The 3,264-nt window shown below is 65.5% G+C and carries 2 protein-coding genes and 1 pseudogene; all 3 read left to right on the plus strand.

Annotated features, from left to right (window positions below; all coding sequences use genetic code 11):
* A partial coding sequence (locus tag EN745_RS32320) for a UDP-N-acetylmuramoyl-L-alanyl-D-glutamate--2,6-diaminopimelate ligase (RefSeq protein WP_127423124.1) occupies positions 1 to 1,188 on the plus strand: 1,188 nt, incomplete at its 5' end.
* On the plus strand, positions 1,185 to 2,618 hold the full coding sequence (locus EN745_RS32325; protein WP_127423125.1) for a UDP-N-acetylmuramoylalanyl-D-glutamyl-2,6-diaminopimelate--D-alanyl-D-alanine ligase: 1,434 nt from the start codon (positions 1,185 to 1,187) through the stop codon (positions 2,616 to 2,618). The genes EN745_RS32320 and EN745_RS32325, both read left to right, overlap by 4 nt.
* A 26-nt stretch (positions 2,619 to 2,644) precedes the next feature.
* Positions 2,645 to 3,264, plus strand: a pseudogene (gene mraY, locus EN745_RS32330) (phospho-N-acetylmuramoyl-pentapeptide-transferase); the annotation flags it as partial.

Here is a 3,264-nt window from a genome sequence, read left to right on the forward strand (position 1 = left end):
CTGAGTGCCGCCCGCTTCTTCGGCCGGCAGCCGGAGACGATGGTCGCGGTGACCGGACCCAGCGGCAAGACTTCGGTCGCCGCCTTTACCCGCCAGATCTGGGAGCAGGCGGGCTTTGCCGCCGCCTCGATCGGCACCACCGGTGTGGTCGCGCCCGGCCGCAACGACTACGGCTCGCTGACGACACCGGATCCGGTGGCGCTGCACCTCCTGCTCAAGGAACTGGCCGACGCCGGCGTCACCCATGCGTCGATGGAGGCCTCCAGCCACGGCCTCGACCAGCGCCGGCTCGACGGCGTCAGGCTTGCCGCTGGCGGCTTCACCAATCTCGGCCGCGACCATATGGACTACCATCCGACGGTCGAGGACTATCATCGCGCCAAACTGCGCCTGTTCGACACGCTGCTGCCCGAGGGTGCGCCCGCCGTCATCTTCGCCGACGATCCGTGGTCAGATTCGACGGTGCGTGCGGCAAAGGCGGCAGGGCTCAACGTGTTGACCGTCGGTCGGCATGGCGACTTCCTCAGGCTGAAGCGGGTCGAGCACGAGCGACATCGCCAGCGGGCCGAGGTCGAGGTCGATGGCGTGCTCCACGAAATCGACCTGCCGCTGGCCGGCGATTTCCAGATCGCCAACGCGCTGGTTTCGGCGGGACTTGCCATTTCCACTGGAACGCCGGTCGCCAAGGCTTTGATGGCATTGGAAAAACTGAAGGGCGCTCCGGGACGGCTCGACCTCGTCGGCACCACGGCCAACGGCGCGCCAGTCTATGTCGACTATGCCCACAAGCCGGATGCGCTGGAAAACGTGCTGGCCTCGGTGCGGCCGTTTACGACCGGCCGGGTCATCGTCGTCTTCGGCTGCGGCGGCGATCGCGATCGCGGCAAGCGGCCGATCATGGGCGAGATTGCGACGCAGCTCGCCGACGTCGTCATCGTCACCGACGACAATCCGCGCTCGGAAGTGCCGGAAACGATCCGCGCCGCGATCCTAGCGGCCGCACCCGGCGCCATCGAGATCGGCGACCGGCGCAGGGCGATCCACGAGGCGGTGGCCATGCTCCATGCCGGCGACACGCTGATCGTGGCTGGCAAGGGGCACGAGGAAGGCCAGACGATCGGCAGCGAAACGTTCCATTTCTCCGACCATGAGGAAGTCCGCGCGGCGCTCAGGGAGCGCGCGGCATGAGCCTGCTCTGGACCTCCGAGGCGCTGGTCGACGCGATGGGCGGACGGCCGATCGGCGTCATGCCGCAAGGCATATCGGGCATTTCGATCGACAGCCGCAGCCTGCAACCCGGGGATGCCTTCTTCGCGATCAAGGGCGAGACGATGGACGGCCATGATTTCGCGACCGCGGCCGTCAAGGCCGGGGCCGGCGTGCTGGTGGTCGCCGAAGGCAAGCTGCCGTCGCTGGGGCGGCTGACGGCACCGATGATCGTCGTGCAGGACGTGCTGGTGGCGCTGGAAAGACTGGGCGTCGCCGCGCGCGCCCGCTCTGGGGCCAGGATCATCGCGGTGACCGGCTCGGCCGGCAAGACGACCACCAAGGAGGCGCTGCGCCACGTGCTGTCGGCGGTCGGCACCGTGCACGCCTCGGCGCAATCGTTCAACAACCACTGGGGCGTGCCGCTGACACTGGCACGGATGCCCGAGAGTTGCGACTATGCCGTGTTCGAGATCGGCATGAACCATCCGGGCGAGGTCCGGCCGCTGGTCAAGATGGTCCGGCCGCATGTTGCCATCGTCACGCTGATTGCGGCCGCGCATCTCGGCTTCTTCCGCAACCTCGACGAGATTGCCCAGGCCAAGGCCGAGATATTCGAAGGGCTGGAGCCGGATGGGGCGGCGCTGCTCAACCGTGACGATTCCCGCTGGAAGCTGCTCGACAAGATGGCAAAGGCTGCCGGTGTCGAGCATGTCTACAGTTTTGGCGAAAATGCCCGCTCGACCTTCCGGCTGGTGAAATGTGAGCTCAACGCCGACCATTCCGTTATCGCCGTCAAGATCGACGGTCGGGAGATCCTTGCCCGCGTGGGCGCGCCCGGCCGCCACATGGTGCAGAATGTGCTGGCCGTGCTGGGCGCGGCGCAGCTGGTCGGCGCCGATCTCGGCAAGGTGGCCTCGGCGCTGGCCGACCTCTCGGCCGAGCGCGGCCGCGGCAAACGCCACATACTGCGCCATCCAAAGGGGCCGATCACACTGATCGACGAGAGCTACAACGCCAATCCGGCGTCGATGGCGGCGGCCATGGCGCTGCTCAACGCCACGCCGGTGTCGGGCGAGGGCAGGCGCATCGCGGTGCTCGGCGACATGCTGGAGCTCGGCAGCCATTCGGCGAAGCTGCATGCAGCGCTTGCCGAGCTGATTATCGGCACGGGCACGCAAACCGTCTTTCTCGGCGGCCCCGAAATGCGGGCGCTCGCCGAAATACTGCCCAGCGACGTCAATACCGAGTACCGCGCCGGTGCCGAGGAGTTGAAGCCGCTGTTGCTGTCGGCGGTGCGGCCTGGCGACGTGGTCATGGTCAAGTCGTCGAAAGGCATTGGATTTTCAAAGCTGGTCGAGGCGTTGCTCGGCAAATTTCCGGCGCAAGCCGCAACCATTGAACAGACCTAGGGGTCAGGTCCGGGGGACGGAATTTCATGTTCACATTGCTCGTCGATTTTGCGGACAAGATCTCTGTCTTCAACGTCTTCCGCTACATCACCTTCCGTACCGGCGGGGCGTTGATCACTTCGGCGCTGATCGTCTTCATATTCGGGCCGACCATCATCAATTCGCTGAGGCTGCGGCAAGGCAAGGGTCAGCCGATCCGCGCCGATGGCCCGCAGACACATTTCAAGAAGGCTGGCACGCCGACCATGGGCGGGCTGATGATCCTTTCCGGCATCATCGGCTCGTCGCTGCTGTGGGCGAACCTCTCCAGTATCTATGTCTGGGTGGTGCTGCTGGTGACCATCGGCTTCGGCTCGATCGGCTTCTACGACGACTATCTGAAGGTGACCAAACAGTCGCATCTCGGCTTTTCCGGCAAGGCGCGGCTGGCGATCGAATTCGTCATCGCCGGCATCGCCGCCTGGGTGATCATGCATAACGGTCAGGCGCCGTTCTCCTCGTCGCTGACCTTTCCCTTCGCCAAGGAATTTATCATCAACCTCGGCTGGTTCTTCGTGCCGTTCTCCTGCTTCGTCATCGTCGGCGCCGGCAACGCGGTGAACCTGACCGACGGCCTCGACGGCTTGGCGATCGTGCCGATCATGAT

The organism is Mesorhizobium sp. M4A.F.Ca.ET.022.05.2.1 (assembly GCF_003998845.1).
Lineage (GTDB): Bacteria > Pseudomonadota > Alphaproteobacteria > Rhizobiales > Rhizobiaceae > Mesorhizobium.

What these genes read in the sequence shown, in the direction of transcription:
- EN745_RS32325 (WP_127423125.1), top strand. Translation starts at nt 1,185, where the DNA reads ATGAGCCTGCTCTGGACCTCCGAGGCGCTGGTCGACGCGATGGGCGGA.